This window comes from Streptomyces sp. NPDC006314, assembly GCF_040613075.1.
In the GTDB taxonomy this organism is placed as follows: domain Bacteria; phylum Actinomycetota; class Actinomycetes; order Streptomycetales; family Streptomycetaceae; genus Streptomyces.
The window spans coordinates 177732-202662 of sequence record NZ_JBEXRL010000001.1 but is presented as its reverse complement, the minus strand read 5'-3'; the positions used below and the strand labels follow the sequence as shown (position 1 = coordinate 202662).

Genomic DNA, 24931 nt, shown 5'->3' with positions numbered 1-24931 from the left:
GCCCCGCACCGGGGAAGGAAGGACGGTCCAGTCTCTGGACATGCGTGACCGGAGTGCGGACGAGCGGTCATCATGCGGCCATGCCCGCAGTCGCCATCCCCGGTTCCAAGTCCATCACCGCCCGCGCGCTCTTCCTCGCCGCCGCCGCCGACGGCGTCAGCACCCTCGTCCGGCCCCTGCGCTCCGACGACACCGAGGGCTTCGCCGAAGGCCTGACCCGGCTCGGCTACCGGGTGGGCCGCACCCCGGACGCCTGGCAGGTGGACGGCCGCCCGCAGGGACCCGCGCTCGCCGAGGCCGACGTCTTCTGCCGCGACGGCGCCACCACCGCCCGCTTCCTGCCCACCCTGGCCGCCGCGGGCCGCGGCACCTACCGCTTCGACGCCTCTCCGCAGATGCGCCGCCGCCCCCTCGGTCCGCTCAGCCGCGCCCTGCGCGACCTGGGCGTCGACCTACGGCACGAGGAGGCCGAGGGCCACCATCCGCTCACCGTCCGGGCGGCCGGAGTCGAAGGCGGTGAGGTCGTCCTGGACGCGGGCGAGTCGTCCCAGTACCTCACCGCCCTGCTCCTGCTGGGGCCGCTCACCCGCCGGGGCCTGCGGATCCGGGTGACGGACCTGGTCTCGGCGCCGTACGTGGACATCACGCTCGCGATGATGCGGGCGTTCGGCGTGGAGGTCGCCCGGGACGGCACGGTGTACGACGTCCCGCCGGGCGGCTACCGGGCCACCACCTACGCCGTGGAGCCCGACGCCTCGACCGCGAGTTACTTCTTCGCCGCGGCGGCCGTCACCCCGGGCCGCGAGGTCACCGTGCCGGGCCTCGGGACGGGGGCGCTCCAGGGCGACCTGCGCTTCGTCGAGGTGCTCCGGCGGATGGGCGCGGAAGTCGAGGTGGCCGGGGACCGGACGACCGTACGCGGCACGGGAGTGCTGCGCGGACTCACCGTGAACATGCGGGACATCTCCGACACCATGCCGACGCTGGCCGCGATCGCGCCGTTCGCTTCCGCCCCGGTCCGCATAGAGGACGTCGCCAACACCCGCGTGAAGGAGTGCGACCGCCTGGAGGCCTGCGCGGTCAACCTCCGGCGGCTCGGCGTGGACGTCGCGACCGGCCCCGACTGGATCGAGGTCCGGCCGGGCCGGCCCGCGCCCGGGGTCGAGATCAAGTCCTTCGGTGACCACCGCATCGTGATGTCCTTCGCCGTGACCGCCCTGCGCACACCCGGGATGTCGTACGACGACCCCGACTGCGTACGCAAGACGTTCCCGGGCTTCCACGAGGCGTTCGCGGCGTCGCGCACGATCGACTGATCGCGTTACGGCCCGTCCGGCGCCGTAGCGGCTGCGCCGGAGAGAATGCCGTCCGCCGGCGCGGAAGCGTCGTCCGTCGGTCCGGTGCCACCGCCCTTGTCCCCGCTCGCCCGCTCCCGCAGCTCGGGTGTCGTCGCCGCCACCCCCGTCACCGCCAGCACGCACAGCAGGCCGCCGGTGATCAGGGCGGTCGCACCGGAGGTCCAGCCGGCGAGCAGGCCGCCGCGTACGTTCCCCAGGTTGGGGCCCGCCTGGCCGACGATCTGCTCGGCCGCCGTGACCCGGCCGAGCAGCGCGTCGGGGGTGCGGGTCTGCACGATCGTGGAACGGGCGACCACCGAGGTGGCGTCCGCCGCCCCGGCGATCACGAGCAGCGTCAGACCGATCCAGGACCGGGTGGACAGGCCGAACAGCACCAGGGCCGCGCCCCAGGTGCCGGCGGCGCACAGCATCACCGGCCCCGGCCCGCCGAGCCGGGTCAGCGGCCCCGACAGCGCGGTCGCGGCGACACCGCCCACCGCGAGCGCCGACAGGAACAGGCCGAGGGTGCGCGGATCGCCGCCGAACCGCTCGGAGTTGACCAGCGGGAACAGGCTCACAGGGAAGGACAGCACCGTCGCGGCGAGGTCGGTGATCAGCGCGCCCCGCACCACCCGGTGCCCGGCCAGGAACCGCAGCCCGTCCAGCACCCCGTGCACACCCGCCCGTGACGGCTCGCCCTCCGGTGGCAGCGCGGGCAGCCCGAACGCGCCGTAGAAGGCGAAGCCGAAGCTGAGGGCGTCCAGCAGATAGCAGACGCCGGTGCCGAACCAGCCCAGCAGCACCCCCGCAAGGGCCGGGCCCAGCAGCATCATCGACTGGCCGGTGACCTGGTTCAGTGTGAGACCGGCGGCCACCTGGTCCCTGGGCAGCAGGCGCGGTACGAAGACACCGGCGGCCGGGGCGCCCAGCGCGCCGAACGTCGACTGCGCGGCCACGAGCAGCAGGATCACCGCCACCGGCACATGGCCGGTGAAGCCCTGCACGGCGAGCAGCAGGGAGCAGGCCGCCTGGCCGACCGTGGCGGCGAGGAAGATCCGGCGCCGGTCGGCCCGGTCCACCCACGCCCCGGCGAACAGGCCGAACACCGCCAGCGGCAGCGCCTGCGCCAGCCCCACCGCGCCGGTCCAGGCGCTGCTGTGGGTCAGGTCCCACACCTGGTACATGACCGTCACCATGGTCATGAACCCGCCGAGTACGGACACGGTCCGGCCGATCAGCAGCCGCCGGAAGGCGGGTGAGGTGCGCAACGGCCGGAGGTCCACGAGCCGGCGGGCGAGGCTCATGACCGCGGACCGGGGCAGACGAGGGCGCGGGACGCAAGCTGCTGGATCACCGGGGGAGGCTAACCGCGTGCCGACGGCCGGGCCAGCGAATTACCCGGCGGCCGTGCGCCACGGTCGTCCCGCGCCACGGCGGTGTATTACGCCGCCTCGCCCATCAGCCGTACCAGATGGTCGCGGCCCGCGCCCAGCAGCTCGGGAAGCGCGGCGGCCGTCTCGTACCACCGCTTCTCGTACTCCCAGCACAACCAGCCGTCCCAGCCGTGGCGGGAGAGGACGTCCACGCACTCGGTGAGCGGCAGCACCCCCGCGCCGAGCGGCACCGGGGTGGTGTCCTCGGCCGAGGAGATGTCCTTGACCTGCACATATCCCAGGTGCGGGGCGAGGGCGGCGTACGTCTCCGAGGGTTGTTCGCCGCCGAGCCAGGTGTGCATCACATCCCACAGCGCGCCCACCTGCCGGTGGCCGACCGGGCCGAGGATCCGGATCGCGTCGGCCCCGGTGCGGTGCGAGTCGTGGGTCTCCAGCAGGATGCGGACGCCGAGCGCGGCGGCGTCCTCGGCGGCGGTGCCGAGCCGCCGGGCGGCGACGGCGTCGGCCTCCTCGCGGGGCCGGCCGGGGTCGGCGCCGGGGAAGACGCGGACGAAGGGCGCGCCCAGGTCGTGGGCCAGCTGAAGGAGGTGGCGGATCTCCTCCAGTACGGGGCCGTCGTCGCCGGGGGCGGCCACGCGCGCGTACCCGGCGACGCCCAGCACCTCGACCCCGGCGCCCTTGAACAGGGCCGCGGTCTCGGCGCGTTCGGAGGGGGAGAGGCCGGGATGCACCGGTTCCTCAGGGTGGGCGCGCAGTTCGACGCCGTGGTAACCGTGTGCGGCCGCGAGCGCCAGGACTTCCGGGACGGGCAGGCCAGGGACACCGAGAGTGGAGAACGCCAGCTTCATGGGCACGGACCGTACCCCCCAGCCGCCGGTTCCATGCACTCCAGCCGCCGATCCGGGCCGACGAGATCCTGGCCGAAGGAGTGGTGCGGCTTCCCGGCGGCGGGGACGAAGCCGTGCCGCCGGCAGCGAGGGCGGGCGCCGCTGAGCACGTCGTCGGCCCACAGCACCAGGTCGCGGAAGCCGGCCCCGCGGGCGGAGTCGACGACGGCCGGCACCAGCCGGTCGCCGATGCCGCGCCCGCGCCTCGGGCTCGACGGGCAGCCGCGGCCGCGCGGTGCCCGGCGCGTCGTTCCGTACGCACATCGCGCACCCCACCGCTCGCCGGTCCGGACCGGCGATCCGCACCCGCTCCGGACGCGGGTCGCGGTCCTCCGCGAAGGCGGCGACGATCCGGGCGAGGAGGCCCTCGTGGTCGGCCTTCCAGCCGTACCCGGCGCCCACGGCGGGCGTCGCGCCGCACGGTCTAGCCCCCGGTCGCCGGGGCGCGGCTCGCACGGCACCACCTCCCCGGACGCCGGAGCCGGCCCGTCCCCGAGAATGCTCCGAACGGTCCCCGTGGCCTCGGCCGGCCGTGCCCGGTCCCGTGGGGCCACGGCGCCGAGCGGCGTCCCGCGTCTCCCGGGTCCGCTCGTGCAGCAGCCCGGCCGCCTCGCGCCCGCGCGCGGTGACCGCACCCGTCGCCGGTGCGGATCGCCGTCCGAGGGACCGCGCTCGATCGGCCCGCCCTCCTCGAACCCGTCCAGGATCCGGCTCAGACACCCGGCGTCCGGAAGGCGGGTGACGGCCCGGCGACGTACCGGCGACATTCGGCCGGTAAATGTCATGACTTTGCCAAGCTCCTGCCGCACGTTGTCCGCATGTTCATCGCCGGACACTGCTGCCGCTTGCCTCCTGGGGCGGAAGGTGGCTTGCGGTCTGGTCCACGCGATCGCTCAAGAAGGGGCATCCATGGCCGAGTTGACGCGACGTAGACTCCTGGGTTCGGCTGCCGGCGCGCTGGGTGGCGCGGCGGCCCTCTCCCTCCTCCCGCCGAGCGTGCAGAAGGCGGTCGCCGCCGAGCCGCCCCGGCACAGCTCGCTGCGCGACATCGAGCACGTCGTCCTGCTGATGCAGGAGAACCGGTCCTTCGACCACTACTTCGGCACGCTCTCCGGCGTACGCGGCTTCGCCGACCCGCACGCGCTGAAGCTCGACGACGGGCGCAGCGTCTTCTACCAGCCGGACGCCCAGAACCCGAAGGGCTACCTGCTGCCCTTCCACCTCGACACCCACAAGTCCAGCGCCCAGGCCATACCGTCAACCAGTCACGCCTGGTCGGTGCAGCACGAGGCGTGGAACGGCGGCAAGATGGACCGGTGGCTGCCGGCCCACCGCAAGGCCGACGGCGCCAACGGCCCCTACGTCATGGGGTACTACACGCGCGAGGACATACCGTTCCAGTTCGCGCTCGCCGAGGCCTTCACCATCTGCGACCACTACTTCTGCTCGGTGTTCGGCCCGACGTGGCCCAACCGGCTGATGTGGATGACCGGCTCGATCGACCCGGCCGGCACACAGGGCGGCCCGGTCATCAACAACAGGGCCCCGACGCCGTACCGCTGGACGACCTACGCCGAGCGCCTCCAAGCGGCCGGGATCAGCTGGAAGGTCTACCAGCAGGAGGACGACTACGGCTGCAACATGCTGGAGCAGTTCGCCACCTTCAAGAACGCCCAGCCGGGCTCCGACCTCTACGAGCGCGGCGTGCGCCCGCAGCCCGAGGGGACCTTCGAGGACGACGCCCGCAACGACCGCCTCCCCGCGGTGAGCTGGATCATGCCGGCCAGCTACCAGTCGGAGCACCCGGACTATCTGCCCGCCGCGGGTGCCGATTTCATGGCGTCGAAGATCGAGGCGATCGCGTCCAACCGGAAGGTGTGGCGGAAGACGGCCTTCATCCTCAACTACGACGAGAACGACGGCCTGTTCGACCACGTGGCCCCGCCCACGCCTCCCGCCGGAACGGAGGACGAGTTCATCGGCGGCCTCCCCATCGGCGGCGGCTTCCGAGTCCCCGCGATCATCGTCTCGCCCTGGACCGTGGGTGGCTGGGTCGCCACGGAGGCCTTCGACCACACCTCGGCCCTGCAGTTCCTGGAGTGCTTCACCGGAGTCGAGGAGCCGAACGTCAGTGACTGGCGACGCGCCACCTTCGGCGACCTCACCAGCGCCTTCCGCTTCTCCCACGCCCGGCCGCGCCCGCCCCGCCTGCCGGACGACACGGCGGAACAGCTGGAGAAGGCGAAGGAGGAGGTGGCAACGCTGCCGAAGCCGGCGCTGCCGGGCGCGGACCAGACGTTCCCGCACCAGGAACGGGGTCACCGGCCGCACGTGTAGGACGGCGGCGGAAGGAGGGTGCCGTCCGCGGGGGCGCAAGGGTGCGCGGCCACGCGACGGCGTGAGAGCGGGCCGCGCCTCGCCCACCACCCCGAACGGCGCCCGCACGGGAAGGCACCGCGGTCCTGGCAGCGAACCGCGTCACTGATCGGCTCCAGGGTCATCCGTGCGCTGTCCGGGAAGCGGCCGCGTGGCCGACGCAAGGCGCGCGGGAAACTGCGCGACCCGGCCACAGCCGGCCGGTACCCCGCGGACGCCCGCACCCCCATCCCCGGCGCCGCCCGGCGCCCGGCCCTCCACGGACACCCACCCGCGGGGCACCCCGGAGGGCACTCACCCCCGCGGCACCCCGGAGGAGCCCCGCACCATCAACTCCCCCCGCACCGAGGCGATCCCGCCGGGCGGCGGTTCCTCGCGGCCCATCGCGACGCGGCCGGCCCGGGCTCCCGCCTCCGACAACGGCAGGCGCACCGTCGTGAGCGACGGCACCGCGTCGATGCTGAACGGCAGGTCGTCGAAGCCGGCCACCGAGACGTCCTCGGGAATGCGCAGGCCGGACTCGCGCAGCGCGGCGCAGGCGCCGAGGGCGACGGAGTCGTTCGCGGCCACGACCGCCGTCAGCGAGGGGTCACGGCGCAGCAGTTCCAGCGTGGCCTCGTAGCCGGACCGGCGGTCGTAGCGGCCGTACACCGTCCAGCGCGGGTCCTCCTCGACACCGGCCGCCGCCAGGGCCGCGCGGTGACCTTCCAGGCGGTGCCGGGTCGTCGTACGTTCCTCGGGACCGGCGATGTAGCCGAGCCGCCGGTGGCCGAGGCCGATGAGGTGGTCCGTCAGCGCGCGGGCGCCACCGCGGTTGTCGAAGGTCAGCGCGATCGCCTGGGTGTCCGGCGCCGGCGGGCGTCCGCACAGCACCACCCGGGTCCCGGCCTCCGCCAGCTTGCGCAGCTTCGCCGCGACCGCCGCCGCGTGCGGCGCGTCCTCCACCGCCCCGCCGGTCAGCACCACGGCCGCCGCCCGCTGCCGCTGGAGCAGGGTCAGGTACGTCAGCTCACGCTCCGGTGATCCGCCGGTGTTGCAGACGACCGCCAGACGTTCTCCGCCCGCGCGCCCGCCCGGCCCCCCGATCTCGGCCTGGATGGCGCTCGCCATGATCCCGAAGAACGGGTCGGCGATGTCGTTGACGAGGATGCCGACCAGGTCGGAGGTGGCGGCGGCGAGCGCGCTGGCGGGGCCGTTGAGGACGTAGTCCAGCTCGTCCACGGCCCGCAGCACCCGCTCGCGCGTGGACGCGGCCACCGGATAGTTGCCGTTCAGCACGCGCGACACCGTCGCGGGGGAGACCTGGGCGCGGGCCGCCACGTCCGCCAGGGTCACCGTCATTTCGTCGTCCTCCGGTCGCGCGTCGTTCGTACGCCCTCGTAGACAGCCTGGCCTCGCTCCTGGTTCCGAGGGACTGTCGAGCAGACCTTAAAGCCACGGACCCCGCTTGTTCGCCCCCTCGAACAACTCGAAGAGGACACGGTCTTGTACAGACAACTGTTGAGGGGCTAGTTTCCCATGGGATGGAAAGCGCTTGCTGCACTCTCGACACTGCTGTGGAACGGGGCGCGTGCCGCCCACGAAGGGGACTGACGTGACACGCAAGACGGTGCGTATCGCCATGAACGGCGTGACCGGGCGCATGGGCTACCGCCAGCACCTCGTCCGGTCGATCCTCGCCCTGCGCGAACAGGGCGGCCTCGACCTCGGCGACGGCACCGTGCTCTGGCCCGAGCCGATCCTGCTCGGCCGCCGCGAGCACGCCCTGAGGGAGATCGCCGAACGGCACGGCCTGGAGCACGTCTCCACCGACGTCGACGCCGTCCTCGCCGACCCCACCGTCGACCTCTACTTCGACGCGCAGGTCACCTCCGCCCGCGAGGAGTCGATCAAGAAGGCGATCGCGGCCGGCAAGCACGTCTACACCGAGAAGCCCACCGCCACCGGTCTCGACGGCGCCCTCGCACTCGCCCGCCTCGCCCACGGCAGGGGCGTCAGGCACGGCGTCGTCCAGGACAAGATCTTCCTGCCGGGCCTGCTGAAGCTGAAGCGGCTCATCGACGGCGGCTTCTTCGGCCGCATCCTCTCCGTCCGCGGCGAGTTCGGCTACTGGGTCTTCGAGGGCGACTGGCAGCCCGCCCAGCGCCCCTCGTGGAACTACCGCGCCGAGGACGGCGGCGGCATCGTTGTCGACATGTTCCCGCACTGGGAATACGTGCTGCATGAGCTGTTCGGCCGCGTGAGGTCCGTCCAGGCCCTGGCCACCACCCACATCCCGCAGCGCTGGGACGAGCAGGGCAAGCCCTACGACGCCACCGCCGACGACGCCGCCTACGGCATCTTCGAGCTCGAAGGCGGCGCCATCGCCCAGATCAACTCCTCCTGGGCGGTCCGCGTCCACCGCGACGAACTCGTCGAGTTCCAGGTCGACGGCACCGAGGGCTCGGCGGTGGCGGGCCTCCGAACGTGCCGCGCGCAGCACCGCGGCGCCACCCCCAAGCCCGTCTGGAACCCGGACATCCCCGCCACCGAGGCCTTCCGTGACCAGTGGCAGGAGGTGCCCGACAACGCGGAGTTCGACAACGGCTTCAAGGCCCAGTGGGAGCTGTTCCTCAGGCACGTCTACGCCGACGCCCCCTACCACTGGGACCTGCTCGCCGGCGCCCGCGGCGTGCAACTCGCCGAACTGGGCCTGAAGTCCTCCGCCGAGGGCCGCCGCATCGACGTACCGGAGATCTCCCTGTGACCCTCCACCTCCCCTCCGCGGACGGCACCTTCAGGACGTACGAGCCCCGCGCCGAACCCCTCTCCCCGGCCACCGGCACCCCCTTCGCCTCCCGTACGGTCTTCTCCGCGGCCCACGTCGTCGCCGACCCGTACGCGGACGTCTCACCCGACTCACCCGCCGCGGTCGACTGGGACGCCACCCTCGCCTTCCGCCGCCACCTGTGGTCCCACGGCCTCGGCGTCGCCGAGGCGATGGACACCGCCCAGCGCGGCATGGGCCTGGACTGGGCGGGCGCGGCCGAACTGATCCGCCGGTCGGCGGCAGAGGCGAAGGCGGTCGGCGGCCGCATCGCCTGCGGGGTCGGCACCGACCAGATCACCGGGGGATCCCCGGCCGAGATCAAGGCGGCCTACGAGGAGCAGCTCGCCGTGGCCGAGGAGTCGGGCGCCCAGGCGATCCTGATGGCCTCCCGGGCACTGGCCCGTGCCGCCTCCGGCCCCGAGGACTACCTGGAGCTCTACGGCCACCTCCTGCGCCAGTCCGCCGAACCGGTGATCCTGCACTGGCTGGGCCCCATGTTCGACCCGGCGCTGGAGGGCTACTGGGGGTCGAGCGACCTCGACACGGCCACGGACACCTTCCTGGAGGTCATCGCCGCTCACCCCGACAAGGTGGACGGCATCAAGGTGTCGTTGCTGGACGCGCAACGGGAGACCGCCCTCCGTCGTCGCCTCCCCGACGGTGTCCGCTGCTACACGGGCGACGACTTCCACTACCCCGAGCTCATCGCGGGCGACGACCACGGCTTCAGCCACGCACTGCTCGGCATCTTCGATCCGCTGGGCCCGCTGGCGGCGGAGGCGGTACGGGTGCTCGACACGGGCGACGTGCAGGGCTTCCGGGCCCTCCTCGACCCGACCGTCGGCCTCTCCCGCCACCTCTTCCAGACCCCCACCCGCTTCTACAAGACGGGCGTGGTCTTCCTCGCCTGGCTCGCGGGTCACCAGTCGCACTTCACGATGATCGGCGGCCTCCAATCGGCCCGTTCCCTCCCGCACCTCGCCCGCGCCTACGAACTCGCCGACGGCCTGTGCCTGTTCCCGGACCCCGAGCTCGCCGAGGAGCGCATGAAGACCCTGCTGTCGCTGTACGGGGTGAACCGATGACCGGCACCGGACTCGAACGCTTCTCCATCAACCAGATGACGGTGAGGCAGCTGTCACTGCCGGAACTCGTCGACGCCTGCGGGAAGACGGGCATCGCCCAGATGGGCCTGTGGCGCGAGCCGGTCCGGGCGTACGGCGTGGAGGCGACCGCCGGGCTGGTCCGGGACGCGGGCCTGACCGTGACGACCCTGTGCCGGGGCGGCTTCCTCACCGCGACCGACCCCGACGAGCGGGCCGCGGCCCTGGCCGACAACCGCCGAGCGGTCGACGAGGCGGCGACGCTGGGCACGGACACGCTGGTACTGGTCTCGGGCGGCCTCCCGGCCGGCTCGAAAGACCTGCACGGCGCACGGGAGCGGATCGCGGACGCGCTGGCTCTGCTCGGACCGTACGCGGAGGACCACGGGGTCAAGCTGGCGATCGAGCCGCTCCACCCGATGTTCGCCTCGGACCGCTGTGTGGTCTCCACCCTCGCCCAGGCCCTCGACCTCGCCGAACGCTTCCCCGCCCAGCAGGTCGGCGTCACGGTCGACACGTACCACGTCTGGTGGGACGACACCGCGCCCGCGCAGATCGCCCGGGCGGGTGCGGGCGGCCGGATCCACGCCTTCCAACTCGCCGACTGGATCACTCCGTTGCCCGAGGGTGTGCTGAACGGCCGCGGGCAGATCGGCGACGGTTCGATCGACATGCGGGAGTGGAGGGGCTACGTCGAGGCGGCCGGGTACACCGGCGCCATCGAGGTGGAGCTGTTCAACGAGGCGCTGTGGTCGCGGGACGGCCGGGAGATGCTGGCGGAGACGGCGGCGCGGTTCGCGGAGCACGCGGGCTAGGGACTGTCGTCAGCTGTGGTCAGACCGGGTTTCAGGCCCGCGAGTAGGCCGCAGTCCGAGGCGCGGGCGGTTCGTCGGGACGGACCGTCGTGGCGGCTCGGGCGGTAGCCTTACTGCCATGATCACGCCATCGGGGGAGGCGGTTCGGCTCGTGGGCTGTCCCTCGCGGAACCGAAGGGGCAGTGCATGAGGTCGGTACTCGTCAAGACGTCCGTCGCCGTCGTCACCATCGGATCGCTCGCGGCTTGCGGTGGCGGATCGGCAGGGGCGAAGACCTCCGGCAGCGGCGCGAAGTCCTCCGCACACCCCTCGGCATCGGCGCCCTCGCTCAGACTCGAAGTGCCCACCGCGTATGACCCTTCACAGGGCTGGCAGCTCTCGGGGAAGCAGCTCGGTACGTACGCCGTGCTGCCGAAGGCCGGTGCGATAGCCACGATGACCAGCGCGGGACCCAACTATCGGGTGACCGTACGGGATGCGGTGACGGGCCAGGTCCGCTGGACGGGCAAGCCGTTCAAGGACCTGTCCGAGGGCGCGACGCCCGGCGTGTTCGTCGTCCCCGCCCACGGCAGGGACTACCTGGTGACCTGGTCCCGGGGAAAAACGGGCGGGGATGCCCTGTCCAAGGCGAAGCAGGTGTACGCCGTGGACATCTATGCCGCCGAGGGCTCGGGCGACGCGGTAGCGCCCGCGCACCACGTCGAGGTCCCGGCAACCGATTACGGCACGGGCAACGTCACCGAAGCGGGGGAACGGCTTCTGATGCCCGTAACGGACAAGCGCAAGGTCGCCCTCGACGTGGTCACGGGCCGGACCACCACATACGACACCGGATCCCTCAAGGTGCCCGGCTGCTCCTCCTGCTCCTACGGCAACGAGATCGCCGCCCTGACGGAGCAGGAACCCGTGGTGCTGAACGAGGGTGAGGGCGCCTTCGGCATCCCTGGTTCCTGGGACGACGACCGGATCGCGCCGGCCGAGGCCGATCCCGCGACCGGCGCGGTATGGCCGGGCAGCGGCGGGCACCTCATCGCCCGCTGGGCGCAGAAGAACGGTGGCAGCCAGAACGTGTGGGCCGTGCTCGACGGCCGGACCGGCCATGTCCAGGCGTCCGCGCTGTGCGCCAAACCGTCGGTCGCGTCGGCGCAGGCCCCCCGCTCCGCGCTCTCCCCGAACGGCCGGTACCTGGTCTCGGAGCACCTCGCCTTCGACCTCCGGTCGAAGAAGGGATATTGCTTCGAGGAGACCGACGACAGCAAGCCTCTCAGCTTCGACGCCGTCACCGACGACGGCATCGCCTACGGCACCTCACTCACGAAGGACGACGGCCTGACCGGGACCACGGCCCCCGTCCAGCTCTCGCTGGCTACGGGTACCCCGAAGGCGCTGCCCGGAGTGGAGCAGGTGCCGATCGCCGACGTCGACGGGGTCGGTGTCTTCGCCCACGGTGTGGGCAATGTGCCGTATCTGGTCGTCTACCGGCACAACGACTAGGAACCGCGGGTGTGGTGATCGGAACCGGGAGATGGGTGCCGGTGCGGCACACCGGCCGGGACCTCCGGCCACCGCGGCACGGAGGCGTCGGCAAGACCACCCGAGCGCCGCCGTCGCCCGCTACCCGGAGAGATCCCACCGCATCGAGCGAGTGATCATCCTGCGCTCGAAGACGAGGAGCTGACCATGAGCGGGAAGGTCCCGAGGGCCGCCCTGGCCGCCCTCCTCACCCTGTCCGCCGGCGCCCTGGTGTCGCCCGCGAGCGAGGCGCCGCCGATGACGACCGCGGCGATCGCGTCCCCGACAGTCATCCGCTCATTCCTGGGCGAACAGCTCCGTCGGGTCGGTGGCGTGTACGGCTCGCCGGGCCCACAGCTCCAGCTGGTCCAGGTCCGTGCACGCCTCGACCCGCTCACGGACGGCGTCGGGCACCGCGATGCCGCGCCATTCCAGGACGTGGAGGACCATTTCGGCCTTGGCCTCCGCCCGCCCTTGCTCCCGCCCTTGTTCCCGCCCTTGCTCTAGGCCTTGCTCTAGGCCTTGCTCCCGCCCTTCTTCGCGGACCTGCTCGGCCAGCGGGTGTCGCCAGAAGTACTGGATCGCCGTCATCGATTCCTTCCTTCCGCCGGCCGTCAGTCGCTGCGCGCGCCCGGCGCGCAGGCGGCGACCGCACCTCTTGCCGATGGTGCGGACGCTGCCGGCCCGCGCACCATGCCGGCCAGGGCCACTGCCTTTTCGGTCCGTGGCCCAACGCTCACGTGCTCACTCCTGGGCGAACAGCTCCGTCGGGTCGGTGGCGTGTACGGCTCGCCGGGCCCACAGCTCCAGCTGGTCCAGGTCCGTGCAGGCCTCGACCCGCTCGCGGACGGCGTCGGGCACGGGGATGCCGCGCCATTCCAGGACGTGGAGGACCATTTCGGCCTTGGCCTCCGCCCGCCCTTGCTCCCGCCCTTGCTCTAGGCCTTGCTCCCGCCCTTCTTCGCGGACCTGCTCGGCCAGCGGGTGTCGCCAGAAGTACTGGATCGCCGTCATCAATTCCCTCCACATCTGCTTCGCCTGGGGGTCTGTCAGGCATGAGTCGATGAACTGCACGAAGACTGCGGCGGTGTCCGAGTCAATGGTCCGCAGGGCGGATGCCAGGGATTCCAGTATGGCCGGGGCCTGCGGGCCGCGCCCGTGTGTCATCGCCGAGAGCACCGCGAGGGGTACATCCCGTTCGGCCTGCCGCTCGTCGGCGATCACCGGCACGTTGTCCGGACCCAGTACCAGGGGACGTACCGTCAGCGAGTGCCAGCCGGGGAAGCCGAGCCGGATCGGGCGTGATGCCCACTTGGCCGTCGAACTGCTCTGGGTGATGACGATGAGCACCGGCTCACAGCGGTACTTCTCGTACAGGTAGGAAAGGTAGTACGGCCAGCTGCCCCGTTTCCGTTCGTCCGCCTTCCCCTGTGACTCCACCACGAGGAGGTACGTCCCCTTGTCCGTCTCCGCTCGCAGCAACGTGTCCACACGCCGCTCGACCGGTTCGATCTCCGTGAGGTCCACGTTGAGCGCGGCGATCTCCCTGGGTTCGGGGAACGGCACGTGCAACACGCGCTGTAACGCTCTCGTCAGCAGCGCCGGGTCCTTCTGGAAGATCCGGTGCAACGCCTCATGCGACGAGCCGACCATCAGCTCTCCTTTCCGTACGACGTGATCAACGAGCTAAGCCGCCGCAAGTTCGCACCACACGTATTTGCCCCGGTCCCCGAACCGCGCCGACGGCTGCCAGCCCCAGTAGTCCGCGCAGGCCCTCACCAGCCCCAGTCCCCGTCCGTCCTCCAGCTCGGCGGCCTGGTCCAGCGGTCGGGGCGGAGGGGGCGGCTCGGGATCCGTGTCCCACGCTCCGATCCACACCACCCCCTGCGGGGTGCGGCGAACCCTCAGCGCGGCCGGCCCCTTGGTGTGCCGTACGGCGTTGGAGACCAGCTCCGCCGCGAGCAGTTCCGCCGTGTCGACCAGACCGATCAGCCCGTGCAGGGTCAGGATCAGACGCAGGGTGCGGCGGCAGACGGTGACGGCTCTGAGGTCGTTTCGGGATGTAGAGGGTGTAGTCCCACGACTCGGTCTCGGGCATGCGTCATCAACTCCGTGAGAGTGAGGGGGCTTTCGCGTGCGGTGGCATTGCCGCAGCCGTCGTGGCAGGACGAAGCGGTGCGCTTCCGCTGCGTGTGCGTGGCATCACTGACAGTAGGGCTAATTGTTTAAACGTTGCAAGCGGATCGCGTAATGTGACGCCCGAACGAGTCGCATCCACTGGCGCCTTGGGAGGACCCGTCGATGGCGTTGAGGAGTGAGCCGACAGCCCGTCAGGCGCGGCTGGCGGTCGAGTTGCGCAGACTCCGCGATGCGGCAGGCCTCACAGCCCGGGAGGCGGCTGCCCTGCTCGGGGTGACTCCTCCGGTCGTCAGCCAGATCGAGTCAGGCATCGCGGGTGTGAGCGAGAGCCGGTTGCGCCGCCTCGCATCCCACTATGCGTGCACGGACGAGGAGTTCGTCGACGCCCTGGTCGCCATGGCGACCGATCGAACGCGCGGGTGGTGGGAGGAGTACCGAGGTCTGCTGCCCACGTCGTTCCTGGATCTCTCCGAGCTGAATCACCACGCCTCGTTCCGGCGCGATGTCGCGATCCTGTACGTGCCGGGGCTGCTCCAGACGGAGAACTACGCTCGTGCCGTCTTCTCGTCCAGGTTGCCCGAACTGACTCCGGACGAGCTGGAAATGCGTGTCCGTCATCGGCTGGCAGGCCAGCGGATCACCTTCCCGTACGAGTTGGTGATCCATGAGTCGGCCCTGCGTATCAGGGTCAGTGATCGCGCTGCCTCCCGAGCCCAACTCGCCAAGCTTCTGGAGCTCTCCGAGGCGGACGGCATCACCGTGCGCGTGATCCCGTTCGACCTGGACGGCTTCGCCAGAGCGTCAAGCTCCATGACGTACGTGGGCGGTCCCCTGTCCAGGCTGGACACCGTGGTGCGCGACGCGCCTCACGGCTCGGTCTTCATCGATTCCGAAGCTCAGCTGAACGCTTATCGAACGCGCTTCCGTAAGGTGGAGGCCGTATCGCTTGAGCCCGACCGGTCGCGTGACTTCATCCACGAGCTGGCAAAGGAGCTGTGAGGCATTCCATGATCACTCTCGACACCTGGCGGAAGTCGTCCTATTCCGGTGAGGGCGACGGAAACGAGTGCGTGGAGATCGCGAACACCCCCACCCACGTCGCCGTCCGCGACTCCAAGACCCCCACCCGAGCGACCCTCACCTTCCCGGCCCTCGCCTTCGCCACCTTCCTGCAAGCCCTCAAGGAGGACCCGCAGCGCTGACCCCTCAGAGCCAGAACACGGCGGCCAGGGCGATCAGCGTGCCCAGTGCGACGACAGCCCCGAAGATGCCGAGGCCGATGGCCACCTTCACGCTGGTAGGCCTGATCTCCCGCCAGCCCAGCTCCTTGGCCACGCCCCGGATCAGGCGGTGACCGTCGGCGGACGAGAAGCGGTACCGGTCGGTGCCGTCCAGGCTGCGCCGCGTGACCACGTACACGCTCCGGCCGGCGGACACCGACCTGCCCAGGCGCGGCCCACCCGGGCCGCCCTCGTTCTCGACGGTGCGGATGATGTCCGTCATCGTGAACGCCTTCTCCGGCAGGCGCAGCGCGACGCGGTAGGTGTGCACCTGCCGCGGCCGGGCATCGACGTTCACCGCCAGGTCGAATCCCGGCCCCTTCCGCTGCATCCGGAAGGCCGTACCGGCGACGGCGGCCTCCACGCGGGCGTGAAACTCCTCGACGGCATCTGGGCCGTTGGCTCCCCTCACGGGCACGGAGGGTAACAGTCCCGCTGTCACACCCCACCGGTACCTTCGGTTCATGGCCAGTCAGGCGGGGAACCAAGCGGGCGGCGAGCGGCGGCTCGCCGTGCTCGAAGGCGTGCTGGAGCGGATCACGTACGCCAATGAGGAGAACGGCTACACGGTCGCGCGGGTCGACACCGGAAGAGGCGCCGGTGACCTCCTCACGGTGGTCGGTGCGCTGCTCGGTGCCCAGGTCGGCGAGTCCCTCCGTATGGAGGGCCGCTGGGGGTCGCATCCGCAGTACGGCAAGCAGTTCCACGTCGAGAACTACACGACCGTGCTGCCCGCCACCGTCCAGGGCATCCGCCGTTATCTCGGTTCCGGCCTGGTCAAGGGCATCGGACCCGTCTTCGCCGACCGCATCACCCAGCACTTCGGGCTGGACACACTGAGGATCATCGAGGAGGAGCCCGAGCGGCTCGTCGAGGTGCCCGGCCTCGGTCCGAAGCGGACCAAGAAGATCGCCGACGCCTGGGAGGAGCAGAAGGCGATCAAGGAGGTCATGCTCTTCCTCCAGACCGTCGAAGTGTCGACGTCCATCGCGGTGCGGATCTACAAGAAGTACGGGGACGCGTCGATCTCGGTCGTGAAGGAGCAGCCGTACCGGCTGGCCGCCGACGTCTGGGGCATCGGCTTCCTCACCGCCGACAAGATCGCCCAGTCCGTCGGCATCCCGCACGACAGCCCGGAGCGGGTGAAGGCGGGCCTGCAGTACGCCCTGTCCCAGTCCGCCGACCAGGGGCACTGCTTCCTGCCCGAGGAGCGGCTGATCGCCGACGCGGTGAAGTTGCTCGGCGTCGACACGGGGCTGGTCATCGAGTGCCTCGCGGAGCTGGCCCAAGCACCGGACGACGGCGAGGACCCCGGGGTCGTACGCGAAAAGGTACCCGGGCCGGACGGTGGCGACTCCGAACCCGTCACCGCCGTCTACCTCGTCCCCTTCCACCGTGCGGAGCTGTCCCTCTCCTCCCGGCTGCTGCACCTGCTGCGGACCGGCGACGACCGGATGCCGGCCTTCCGGGATGTGGACTGGGACAAGGCCCTCGACTGGCTGAAGGGCCGCACGGGCGCCGACCTCGCTCCCGAACAGGAGGCCGCGGTGAGGCTCGCGCTGACCGAGAAGGTCGCCGTCCTGACCGGTGGGCCCGGTTGCGGCAAGTCCTTCACGGTCCGCTCGATCGTGGAGCTGGCCCGGGCCAAGCGGGCCAAGGTGGTGCTCGCCGCCCCGACCGGCCGTGCGGCCAAGCGGCTGTCTGAGCTGACCGGCGCGGAGGCCTCCACCGTCCACCGGCTGCTGGAGCTGAAGCCCGGCGGTGACGCGGCCTATGACAAGGACCGCCCGCTGGACGCCGACCTGGTGGTCGTGGACGAGGCGTCGATGCTGGATCTGCTGCTCGCCAACAAGCTGGTGAAGGCCGTGCCGCCGGGGGCTCATCTGCTGTTCGTGGGGGACGTTGACCAGCTGCCCAGCGTGGGTGCGGGGGAGGTGCTGCGGGACCTGCTCGCCAAGGACGGCCCCGTTCCCGCCGTCCGGCTCACCCGCGTCTTCCGGCAGGCCCAGCAGTCCGGCGTCGTCACCAACGCGCACCGGATCAACGCCGGGCAGCATCCGCTCACCGACGGGCTCAAGGACTTCTTCCTCTTCGTCGAGGACGACACCGAGGAGGCCGGGCGGCTCACCGTGGACGTGGCCGCCCGGCGGATCCCGGACAGGTTCGGGCTCGACCCTCGGCGGGACGTGCAGGTGCTCGCGCCGATGCACCGGGGTCCGGCCGGTGCGGGCACCCTCAACGGTCTGCTCCAGCAGGCCATCACGCCCGGCCGGCCGGACCTGCCGGAGAAGCGGTTCGGCGGCAGGGTCTTCCGCGTCGGCGACAAGGTCACCCAGATTCGCAACAATTACGAGAAAGGGCAGAACGGTGTCTTCAACGGCACCGTGGGCGTCGTCACCTCGCTCGATCCGGTCGACCAGCGTCTGACGGTGCTGACGGACGAGGACGAGGAGGTTCCGTATGAATTCGACGAACTGGACGAACTGGCACACGCGTACGCGGTGACCATCCACCGCTCGCAGGGGAGCGAGTATCCCGCGGTGGTGATTCCCGTCACCACCGGGGCATGGATGATGCTCCAGCGGAACCTGCTGTACACGGCGGTGACGCGGGCGAAACGGCTCGTGGTCCTCGTCGGTTCGCGCAGGGCGATCGGGCAGGCGGTGCGCACGGTGTCCGCGGGACGGCGCTGCACGGCTCTGGACTTCAGGCTTCGCGGCTTTTGACCGGCCCCCGGCCCGGGACGGCGACCTTCATCACAAAAAATGATCGATCAAACGAGTCGCAAAGGTCACAGAGCACTTCCAGATGCCGTGCGGAGGGGGCAGGATGAGCAGGTTGGCGGCACTGAGTGCCGCCAGTAGGCCCAATGGTCGACCCCGAGTGCACTCTCCTGAGCCAAATGGGGGATGGTAGAGACAGTCAGGGCACCTCGAAGATGAGGCACTACGTCGGTGAGGGAAGACGTGAGCGACAACTCTGTAGTACTGCGGTACGGCGACGGCGAGTACACCTATCCGGTGGTCGACAGCACCGTCGGCGACAAGGGCTTCGACATCGGGAAGCTCCGCGCCCAGACCGGTCTGGTGACCCTGGACAGCGGTTACGGCAACACGGCCGCCTATAAATCCGCGGTCACCTACCTCGACGGCGAGGCGGGCATCCTCCGCTACCGCGGCTACCCGATCGAGCAGCTGGCCGAGCGCTCCACCTTCCTCGAGGTGGCGTACCTGCTGATCAACGGCGAGCTGCCCACCGTCGACGAGCTGACGACGTTCAAGAACGACATCACGCGGCACACCCTGCTGCACGAGGACGTCAAGAACTTCTACAGGGGCTTCCCGCGTGACGCCCACCCGATGGCCATGCTGTCCTCGGTCGTCTCGGCGCTGTCCACCTTCTACCAGGACAGCCACAACCCGTTCGACGAGAACCAGCGGAACCTCTCGACGATCCGCCTGCTCGCCAAGCTCCCGACGATCGCGGCCTATGCGTACAAGAAGTCGATCGGCCACCCGTTCGTCTACCCGCGCAACGACCTCGGCTACGTCGAGAACTTCCTGCGCATGACCTTCTCGGTCCCGGCGGACGAGTACCAGCCGGACCCGGTCGTCGTCTCCGCGCTGGACAAGCTGCTGATCCTGCATGCCGACCACGAGCAGAACTGTTCGACCTCCACGGTCCGCCTCGTCGGCTCCTCGCAGGCCAACATGTTCGCGTCGATCTCGGCCGGCATCAGCGCCCTGTGGGGCCCGCTGCACGGCGGCGCCAACCAGTCCGTGCTGGAGATGCTCGAGGGCATCCGCGACTCCGGCTCCGACGTCGACACCTTCATCCGCAAGGTGAAGAACAAGGAGGACGGCGTCCGTCTGATGGGCTTCGGCCACCGGGTCTACAAGAACTTCGACCCGCGCGCCAAGATCATCAAGGCCGCCGCGCACGACGTGCTCTCGGCGCTGGGCAAGGAGGACGAACTCCTCGACATCGCCCTGAAGCTGGAGGAGCACGCGCTGTCCGACGACTACTTCGTCGAGCGCAAGCTGTACCCGAACGTCGACTTCTACACCGGTCTGATCTACCGGGCCATGGGCTTCCCGACCGAGATGTTCACGGTCCTGTTCGCCCTCGGCCGCCTGCCGGGCTGGATCGCCCAGTGGACCGAGATGATCAAGGAGCCCGGCTCCCGCATCGGCCGCCCGCGCCAGATCTACACGGGCGTCGTCGAGCGCGACTTCGTTCCGGTCGAGGAGCGCTGAACCACGCTGTCCAGCGGCGGGTGAGCCGAAGGGGGCGTCGGTGTCGAGGGCGCGAGCGCGCGGAGGCCCTGAGGGCTGAGCACGGTCGTGGTCTCGGCACCGGCTGAAGTCGCCCCGAGGCGAACCGGCCGCACCGAGCCACGAAAAGGCGGAAGGCGCCCTGCGTCGCCGGTCCCCCCACGGGCCGACGACCAGGGCGCCTTCCCATGTCCCGGTGCGGATTCCCCCCACGGGATCCGGCCGGGCGCTTGGAGAGGACAGCGCCTGAATCGCTGTCTGAGCACAATGAGCAAAACTCGTCGTGCTCCGGTGATGCGGTGCGATCTGCCGGGACAACGCACGCTGGGAGGGCCGCTCAAAGCTTCCCAGGGGTACGTGCCCCGGCAACGCATCTCTGAGGAAGTCCCCCAAGACATCCCCAGATGCCAGTCAGCGCCCCCCAAGACGCTGGTCTGACATCGCCAACTTAGACCTTCGAACCCCTTCGATGGTTACGTTCGCATCACTGTGATCTGCGTCTCTTGCATATGTCCTTTAGGTACGCAAGAGCCCCGATACGGCGATCGGGACCCAGGCGTAAGGATGATGCGCGAGCCTTGTGAAGAGTTTATGTGAGGCGCGCGCCGGACTCCAGGGGGCCTCCCACTTCGGTCCCGGCGGATCCCCGGTGGCTTCATCGAAAGGTGCGCAGCCGCAGGCTGTTGGTCACCACGAACACCGAGGAGAAGGCCATCGCGGCGCCCGCGATCATCGGGTTCAGCAGGCCCGCGGCGGCCAGGGGCAGCGCGGCCACGTTGTAGCCGAAGGCCCACACGAGGTTGCCCTTGATGGTGGCGAGGGTGCGCCGGGAGAGCCGGATCGCGTCGGCGGCCACGCGCAGGTCCCCGCGCACCAGTGTGAGGTCGCCGGCCTCGATCGCCGCGTCCGTGCCGGTGCCCATGGCGAGACCCAGGTCGGCGGTGGCGAGCGCGGCCGCGTCGTTGACGCCATCGCCGACCATCGCCACGGTCCGCCCCTCGCGCTGCAGCCGTCGTACGACGTCCACCTTGTCCTCGGGGAGCACCTCGGCGATCACCTCGTCGACGCCGACGGCCCTGGCGACCGCCTCGGCGACGGTCCGGTTGTCCCCGGTGAGCAGTACCGGTGTGAGACCGAGGGCGCGCAGCTCGCGCACCGCCTCGGCGCTGGTCTCCTTGATCGCGTCGGCGACGGCGAGGACCCCGCGGGGACGGCCGTCCCAGCCGGCCAGGACGGCCGTACGGCCCTGCTCCTCGGCCTCTCGGGCCGCACGGGCCAGCTCCTCCGGGAGGTCGTCGTACAGGCGCCCCACGACCACCTCGCGGCCGTCCACGCGCCCGCGTACACCACGCCCGGGGACGTTCTCGAAGTGTTCGGCCGCCGGCAGGGCGCCGGTGCGCTCCTCGGCGCCGGCGGCGATGGCGCGGGCGACGGGGTGCTCGGAGGCGTGCTCCAGGGCGCCCGCGAGTCGCAGCAGTTCCTTCTCGTCCTCGCCGTCGGCGGCGTACACCGCCTGCAGAGTCATCCGGCCGGTGGTGACGGTGCCGGTCTTGTCGAGGACGACCGTGTCGACGCGGCGCGTGGACTCCAGCACCTCGGGACCCTTGATGAGGATGCCGAGCTGGGCGCCGCGGCCGGTGCCGACCATCAGCGCGGTCGGCGTGGCGAGGCCCAGCGCGCACGGGCAGGCGATGATCAGGACGGCGACGGCGGCCGTGAACGCGGCGACCGGGTCCCCGGTGGTGCCCAGCCAGACGCCGAACGTGCCGAGCGCGATGAGGATGACCACCGGCACGAACACCGCGGAGACGCGGTCGGCGAGCCGCTGCACCTCGGCCTTGCCGTTCTGCGCGTCCTCCACGAGCCTGGCCATCCGGGCGAGCTGGGTGTCGGCGCCGACCCGGGTGGCCTCGATCACCAGCCGGCCGCCCGCGTTGACCGTGGCGCCGGTGACCCGGTCGCCCGGGCCGACGTCCACCGGCACCGACTCGCCGGTCAGCATGGACGCGTCCACCGCGGAGACGCCCTCCACGACGATGCCGTCGGTGGCGATCTTCTCACCGGGGCGTACGACGAACCGGTCGCCGGCCCCGAGGGAGTCCACCGGTACCCGCACCTCGCGCCCGTCCCGCAGTACCGCCACATCCTTGGCGCCCAGCTCCATCAGCGCCTTCAGGGCCGCCCCGGCGCGCCGCTTGGAACGGGCCTCCAGATAGCGGCCGAGCAGGATCAGCGCGACGACTCCGGCGGCGACCTCCAGGTAGATGGTGGCGGCGCCGTCCATCCGCGAGACGGTGAGGCGGAACTCGTCGTGCATGCCGGGCATGCCCGCGTCGCCGAAGAACAGCGCCCACAGCGACCAGCCGAACGCCGCCAGCGTGCCGACCGAGACGAGGGTGTCCATGGTGGCGGCCCCGTGCCGGGCGTTGGTCCAGGCGGCCCGGTGGAAGGGGGCGCCGCCCCAGACGACCACGGGCGCGGCGAGCGTGAGCGAGAGCCACTGCCAGTTGTCGAACTGCAACGCGGGGATCATCGCGATGAGGACCACGGGCGCGGCGAGCAGTGCGGAGACGAGCAGGCGGTGGCGCAGGGCGCCGAGTTCGAGGTCCCGCTCGGCGGCTTCCGGGGCCGCCTCGGGTGCGGGCTCCGGCGGCGGGGGCACCTCGGCGGTGTAGCCCGTCTTCACCACGGTGGCGATCAGGTCGGCGACCTGGACGCCCTCGGCGTAGGCGACCTTCGCCTTCTCGGTGGCGAAGTTGACGGTGGCGCTCACACCCTCCATCCGGTTGAGCTTCTTCTCCACCCGGGCGGCGCAGGAGGCGCAGGTCATCCCGCCGATGAGCAGCTCGACCCGGGAGGCGGTGCCCGTGGCCACGGCTGTCTCTGCGGTGGTGCTGGTCATGTCCGGACTCCAGACATCGGACCGGGCCGTACGGATCCAGTATCAGCTGGTCGGCGCGGCCCGGTCAGGGAAAGGGAGCGTGCTTTTCTCAGGCCTTGCCGGCCAGCTCGAAGCCGGCCTCGTCGACGGCTTCGCGCACCGCCTCCTCGTCCAGCGGGGCCGTGGAGACGACGGTCACCTCGCCGGTCGACGCGACGGCCTTCACCGAGCTGACACCGGGGATCTGTGAGATCTCACCGGAGACGGAACCCTCGCAGTGGCCACAGCTCATGCCGGTCACCTTGTAGACGGTGGTGACGGGGCCCGGGGTGTCGGTCTCGGCGCTCATGTCGTTCTCCTCGTCAGGGTGTGGGGCCGGTGGGGCCCACGGGGAACCCCCTACTGCTCACACTATACCCCTAGGGGGTATTCCTCCAAGGGGTGTCCCGGTGTGCCAGGGACCGCACCCAGCCGACCCCGGCCAGCGCGACCAGGGTCAGGCCACCGGCCGAGAACAGCGTGGACAGGTGCTCCTGTGCCGCGCTCGGCCGGCTCGGGTACCCGTGCGCGAACATCCACGCGGAGAGACCGGCGCCGGACAGACGTGTCACCAGCCAGACCGCGATGCCGTGCGTGGAGTCCCGCAGGGCGTGCAGCAGACAGACGCCCATGCAGGCGGCGACCACCGGCGGCGCGTACCGGAAGCGCCCGTCCGGGCGGCGCAGCGACAGCAGCGCACTGCCCGCGATCGCCGTCCACAGGCCGTGCCCGAAGGGGGCGAGTACCCCGCGCAGGACCTCCGTCTCCAACAGCGCCCGCGGATCGGCGCCCCCGAGGGAGACCGCCGCGCCGAAGGCGTAGCCGGCGGTCTCCAGGGCCGCGAAGCCGAAGCCGACGGCCGCGCCGAGCACCAGCCCGGCCCGTGTCCCTCGGATGCCCCGCTGCCGGCGCAGCGCGAACACCAGCGCCCCCATTTTGGCCGCCTCCTCGATCAGGCCGGCGCCGAGGAACAGCCCGAGGGAAGGGCGCAGCGGGTACGACTCCATGAGTGCGGCGCCGAGCAGGCCGAGCGTGCCGCCGGCCAGGAAACAGCCGAGGATCGCGCTGACGCCCAGGTCACGGCCGTGCCGCTCGTAGGCCCAGAGCACGAAGGCGACCGGCACGAGGAGGCTGCCGAGCAGGATCGGCGTCGGCAGCAGCGTGGTGTTCCGTGTCGTATACGCGACCCCCGCGGTCAGCGCCCACAGGACGAGCCCGCCGCCCAGAACGCGCCGCCACAGGCCCGCCCCGATGCGCGGGTACGGCGGTGGGGGCTGCTGCGGGCCGGGGATGCGGGCCTTGGGCGTGCCGGGCGGCGGGGAGTGGCTCACGTGGGTCCCCTCGGGCTGCTGGGCGATTTATCCGCACCTTAGGCAGATGTCCCGCGAGACGCAGTCCAGGGGGCTCGCTGGGGTCACGTACGGCCGAACCGGCCACCCACCAGCGGTTCCAGGTAGCGGATCAGGACGTCCTTGACCTCCTGGACGTACGCCGCGCGCTCGGCGCCCTCGTGGGCGAGGACGAGTTCCAGGCCGGCCTTGTAGACGCCGAGGCAGACGTGTGCCGTGCGCGTGACGTCGGCCGGGGGGGCGCCGGGCATGAGGGAGGCGAGCAGGATCTCGATGCGGCCGATCACGGTCGTGTGCAGCTGGTCGTGCGCCTCGGCCATCCGGCCCGGGATGTCGGGGCCGTGCATGAGCGCGAAGAAGACCGGGTGGTCGGTGTTGAAGGCCATGAACCGGTCGACGGCCGAGCCGATCGCCTCCTCCAGGGGCGTGGCGGGATCGACGGGTGCCAGCGCCTCGCCGTAGGTCTCCCGCATCTCGTGCATGAGCCGGTCGCCCAGCTCGATCGCGATCGCTTCCTTGTTGGGGAAGAACTGGTAGAGCGTGCCCGGGGAGACGCCGGCCTCGCGGGCGATGGCGTTGGTGCTGGCGGCCGTGTAGCCGCTCGTGCAGAAGACCTGGGCGGCGGCTTGGAGCAGCTGGGCGATACGGCGCTCGCCGCGGGCCTGGCGGCGGCGCGGCTGCTCCTTCTCCGTCTTGTCGGGCTCGGTCTTCTCGGACACGCGTCATCCCCAGCTCT

General features: G+C 71.1%; 21 protein-coding genes and 1 pseudogene. 10 read left to right on the top strand and 12 right to left on the bottom strand.

The features are described from left to right. The first annotated feature begins 80 nt into the window (after nucleotides 1–80). The gene (aroA, locus tag ABZ079_RS00895) at nucleotides 81–1316 is read left to right on the top strand and encodes a 3-phosphoshikimate 1-carboxyvinyltransferase (protein WP_356937220.1); all 1236 of its coding nucleotides are present in this window, start codon (nucleotides 81–83) and stop codon (nucleotides 1314–1316) included. Nucleotides 1317–1321: 5 nt separating this feature from the next. Here the strand turns inward: aroA and ABZ079_RS00890 are convergent, their stop codons facing one another. Together ABZ079_RS00890 and ABZ079_RS00885 are read right to left on the bottom strand one after the other, a co-directional pair. Continuing rightward, nucleotides 1322–2641: an MFS transporter gene (locus ABZ079_RS00890; protein ID WP_356937219.1), complete on the bottom strand. Its 1320-nt coding sequence runs from the start codon at nucleotides 2639–2641 to the stop codon at nucleotides 1322–1324. 137 nt (nucleotides 2642–2778) lie between these two features. After that, nucleotides 2779–3579 (bottom strand): sugar phosphate isomerase/epimerase family protein, encoded by an 801-nt coding sequence (locus ABZ079_RS00885; protein WP_356937218.1) that lies wholly within the window; start codon nucleotides 3577–3579, stop codon nucleotides 2779–2781. 948 nt (nucleotides 3580–4527) lie between these two features. Here ABZ079_RS00885 and ABZ079_RS00880 point away from each other — a divergent pair. Beyond that, nucleotides 4528–5955: an alkaline phosphatase family protein gene (locus ABZ079_RS00880; RefSeq protein WP_356937217.1), complete on the top strand. Its 1428-nt coding sequence runs from the start codon at nucleotides 4528–4530 to the stop codon at nucleotides 5953–5955. A gap of 333 nt (nucleotides 5956–6288) precedes the next feature. On the opposite strand, the gene ABZ079_RS00875 is transcribed toward ABZ079_RS00880, so the two are convergent. Next, nucleotides 6289–7335, bottom strand: coding sequence for a LacI family DNA-binding transcriptional regulator (locus ABZ079_RS00875; RefSeq protein ID WP_356937216.1), 1047 nt, complete (start codon nucleotides 7333–7335; stop codon nucleotides 6289–6291). Nucleotides 7336–7588: 253 nt separating this feature from the next. Here ABZ079_RS00875 and ABZ079_RS00870 point away from each other — a divergent pair, with 253 nt between their 5' ends. From ABZ079_RS00870 to ABZ079_RS00855, 4 genes are all read left to right on the top strand, one after another. Beyond that, nucleotides 7589–8740, top strand: coding sequence for a Gfo/Idh/MocA family oxidoreductase (locus tag ABZ079_RS00870; RefSeq protein WP_356937215.1), 1152 nt, complete (start codon nucleotides 7589–7591; stop codon nucleotides 8738–8740). After that, nucleotides 8737–9888 (top strand): dihydrodipicolinate synthase family protein, encoded by a 1152-nt coding sequence (locus tag ABZ079_RS00865; RefSeq protein ID WP_356937214.1) that lies wholly within the window; start codon nucleotides 8737–8739, stop codon nucleotides 9886–9888. The genes ABZ079_RS00870 and ABZ079_RS00865 overlap by 4 nt, the downstream gene beginning before the upstream one ends. After that, nucleotides 9885–10721, top strand: a complete 837-nt coding sequence (locus tag ABZ079_RS00860) for a sugar phosphate isomerase/epimerase family protein (protein WP_356937213.1) — start codon at nucleotides 9885–9887, stop codon at nucleotides 10719–10721. The genes ABZ079_RS00865 and ABZ079_RS00860 overlap by 4 nt, the downstream gene beginning before the upstream one ends. 186 nt (nucleotides 10722–10907) lie before the next feature. Beyond that, nucleotides 10908–12215, top strand: coding sequence for a hypothetical protein (locus ABZ079_RS00855; RefSeq protein WP_356937212.1), 1308 nt, complete (start codon nucleotides 10908–10910; stop codon nucleotides 12213–12215). Nucleotides 12216–12370: 155 nt separating this feature from the next. On the opposite strand, the gene ABZ079_RS00850 is transcribed toward ABZ079_RS00855, so the two are convergent. From ABZ079_RS00850 to ABZ079_RS00835, 4 genes and pseudogenes are all read right to left on the bottom strand, one after another. After that, on the bottom strand, nucleotides 12371–12526 hold the full coding sequence (locus ABZ079_RS00850; RefSeq protein WP_356937211.1) for a hypothetical protein: 156 nt from the start codon (nucleotides 12524–12526) through the stop codon (nucleotides 12371–12373). A gap of 4 nt (nucleotides 12527–12530) precedes the next feature. Then, nucleotides 12531–12824, bottom strand: a complete 294-nt coding sequence (locus ABZ079_RS00845) for a hypothetical protein (protein ID WP_356937210.1) — start codon at nucleotides 12822–12824, stop codon at nucleotides 12531–12533. Nucleotides 12825–12977: 153 nt separating this feature from the next. Beyond that, nucleotides 12978–13886, bottom strand: coding sequence for a hypothetical protein (locus ABZ079_RS00840; protein ID WP_356937209.1), 909 nt, complete (start codon nucleotides 13884–13886; stop codon nucleotides 12978–12980). Between the two features lie 33 nt (nucleotides 13887–13919). Beyond that, nucleotides 13920–14331, bottom strand: a pseudogene (locus ABZ079_RS00835) (ATP-binding protein). Between the two features lie 203 nt (nucleotides 14332–14534). Here ABZ079_RS00835 and ABZ079_RS00830 point away from each other — a divergent pair. Together ABZ079_RS00830 and ABZ079_RS00825 are read left to right on the top strand one after the other, a co-directional pair. Beyond that, nucleotides 14535–15371, top strand: coding sequence for a helix-turn-helix transcriptional regulator (locus ABZ079_RS00830; RefSeq protein ID WP_356937208.1), 837 nt, complete (start codon nucleotides 14535–14537; stop codon nucleotides 15369–15371). A gap of 8 nt (nucleotides 15372–15379) precedes the next feature. Then, on the top strand, nucleotides 15380–15574 hold the full coding sequence (locus ABZ079_RS00825) for a DUF397 domain-containing protein (protein ID WP_356937207.1): 195 nt from the start codon (nucleotides 15380–15382) through the stop codon (nucleotides 15572–15574). A gap of 4 nt (nucleotides 15575–15578) precedes the next feature. On the opposite strand, the gene ABZ079_RS00820 is transcribed toward ABZ079_RS00825, so the two are convergent. Beyond that, the gene (locus ABZ079_RS00820; RefSeq protein WP_356937206.1) at nucleotides 15579–16064 is read right to left on the bottom strand and encodes a hypothetical protein; all 486 of its coding nucleotides are present in this window, start codon (nucleotides 16062–16064) and stop codon (nucleotides 15579–15581) included. A 52-nt stretch (nucleotides 16065–16116) separates the two neighbouring features. Here ABZ079_RS00820 and ABZ079_RS00815 point away from each other — a divergent pair, with 52 nt between their 5' ends. Next, a complete protein-coding gene (locus tag ABZ079_RS00815; protein ID WP_356937205.1) occupies nucleotides 16117–18378 on the top strand; it encodes an ATP-dependent RecD-like DNA helicase in 2262 nt (753 codons plus the stop codon). Nucleotides 18379–18618: 240 nt separating this feature from the next. After that, nucleotides 18619–19908 (top strand): citrate synthase, encoded by a 1290-nt coding sequence (locus tag ABZ079_RS00810; RefSeq protein WP_356937204.1) that lies wholly within the window; start codon nucleotides 18619–18621, stop codon nucleotides 19906–19908. Between the two features lie 673 nt (nucleotides 19909–20581). Here the strand turns inward: ABZ079_RS00810 and ABZ079_RS00805 are convergent. From ABZ079_RS00805 to ABZ079_RS00790, 4 genes are all read right to left on the bottom strand, one after another. Continuing rightward, on the bottom strand, nucleotides 20582–22828 hold the full coding sequence (locus ABZ079_RS00805) for a heavy metal translocating P-type ATPase (protein WP_356937203.1): 2247 nt from the start codon (nucleotides 22826–22828) through the stop codon (nucleotides 20582–20584). Nucleotides 22829–22916: 88 nt separating this feature from the next. Further along, nucleotides 22917–23156 carry a heavy-metal-associated domain-containing protein gene (locus ABZ079_RS00800; RefSeq protein WP_356937202.1) on the bottom strand — a complete coding sequence of 80 codons (240 nt, stop codon included), beginning with the start codon at nucleotides 23154–23156 and terminating at the stop codon, nucleotides 22917–22919. A 70-nt stretch (nucleotides 23157–23226) separates the two neighbouring features. Beyond that, nucleotides 23227–24177 carry a PrsW family intramembrane metalloprotease gene (locus ABZ079_RS00795; protein WP_356937201.1) on the bottom strand — a complete coding sequence of 317 codons (951 nt, stop codon included), beginning with the start codon at nucleotides 24175–24177 and terminating at the stop codon, nucleotides 23227–23229. A gap of 83 nt (nucleotides 24178–24260) precedes the next feature. After that, on the bottom strand, nucleotides 24261–24914 hold the full coding sequence (locus ABZ079_RS00790; RefSeq protein WP_356937200.1) for a TetR family transcriptional regulator: 654 nt from the start codon (nucleotides 24912–24914) through the stop codon (nucleotides 24261–24263). Between the last annotated feature and the right edge of the window lie 17 nt (nucleotides 24915–24931).